The sequence below is a fragment of the Streptomyces sp. Isolate_45 genome (assembly GCF_024721315.2).
Classification (GTDB): Bacteria; Actinomycetota; Actinomycetes; order Streptomycetales; family Streptomycetaceae; genus Streptomyces.
Genome location: NZ_JANFAK020000370.1, coordinates 1 through 1,155, shown reverse-complemented (window position 1 = coordinate 1,155; position 1,155 = coordinate 1). Strand labels below are relative to the sequence as shown.

Genomic DNA, 1,155 nt, shown 5'->3' with positions numbered 1-1,155 from the left:
CTCTATCCAGTAGCGCTTGGTGTCGAACGCGTAGGTGGGTAGGGGTACGCGTCGCGGTGAGCGGTTCGTGTGCAGGGTGGACCAGTCGATCGGGACACCGTTCACCCATAGGTGGGCCATTGCCTCCCGGGTGCGCTGGATGTCTCCGCGCGGGTCGCGGGCGTGTCTCATCGAGGCCATCACGATGTGGTTTCCGGCCTGTTCGTGGTCGGTCACCAGGGCGCCGGCCGAGGTGCCGGGGCCGACTTCGAGGAGCAACGTTTCCGGTTCGTCGCGCAGTAGCAGGGTCACGTCGTCGGAGAAGCGCACGGTGCTGCGGACGTGTTCGGCCCAGTACGACGCGCTGGTGGCCTGCTCCGTCGTGATCCACCGGCCGGTCACGTTCGAGGTGAAGGGAATGCGGGGAGCTCGCATGTCCACCTGTGCCACCCGACGCTCGAACTCCTCCAGCATCGGTTCCATCAGGGGGGAGTGGAAGGCGTGGGAGGTCGCCAGTACGCGATGGCGGATTCCCCGCTCGTCCATGCTGCGCGAGGCCCGCTCGATGGACTCCTTCGTTCCGGACAGTACGGTCTGGGCCGGGCTGTTCACCGCCGCGACCACACAGCCGGCTGCGTTGGCGAGCTCCCGAGCCTGGTCCTCGCCGAGCCATACCGCCAGCATCGCGCCGGGTGCCTGGTGGTGCATCAGGTCCGCGCGGGCGCAGACCAGGCGGATCGCGTCGGGGAGTGTCCACACTCCCGCTACGGTGGCCGCCACGTATTCGCCGAGGCTGTGGCCCACCATCGCGGACGGCGCCACACCCCAGGCCCGCCACTGCTCGGCCATCGCGTATTGCACCGCGAACAACGCCGGCTGCTGCACACGGGTCTCGTTCAGCCGCTCGGTCGCGCCCTGTGAGGGCTCGCCGAAGACCAGCGAGCGGAGGTCCTCTCCCAGTTCCTCCCGCACCACGCGCGCGCACTGCTCGAAGACCTCGCGGAACACACTCTCCCGCTCGAACAGTTCCCGACCCATGCCCACGAACTGCGAGCCCCCGCCCACGAAGAGGAAGGACACGCGCGCGTCGGAGCGGGCCTGCCCGGTCACCGGACCGGATCCCTCCGCCAGCGCCCGCGCCGCCTCGTCACCGCTACGGGCCACCACCGCGGCACG

Annotated in this window: 1 protein-coding gene; it reads right to left on the bottom strand. The window is 69.5% G+C overall.

Features of this window, described 5'->3' with window-relative positions:
* Positions 1-1,155 (bottom strand): acyltransferase domain-containing protein (locus NOD94_RS41125; RefSeq protein WP_281211353.1); only part of this gene is annotated, 1,155 nt, incomplete at both ends.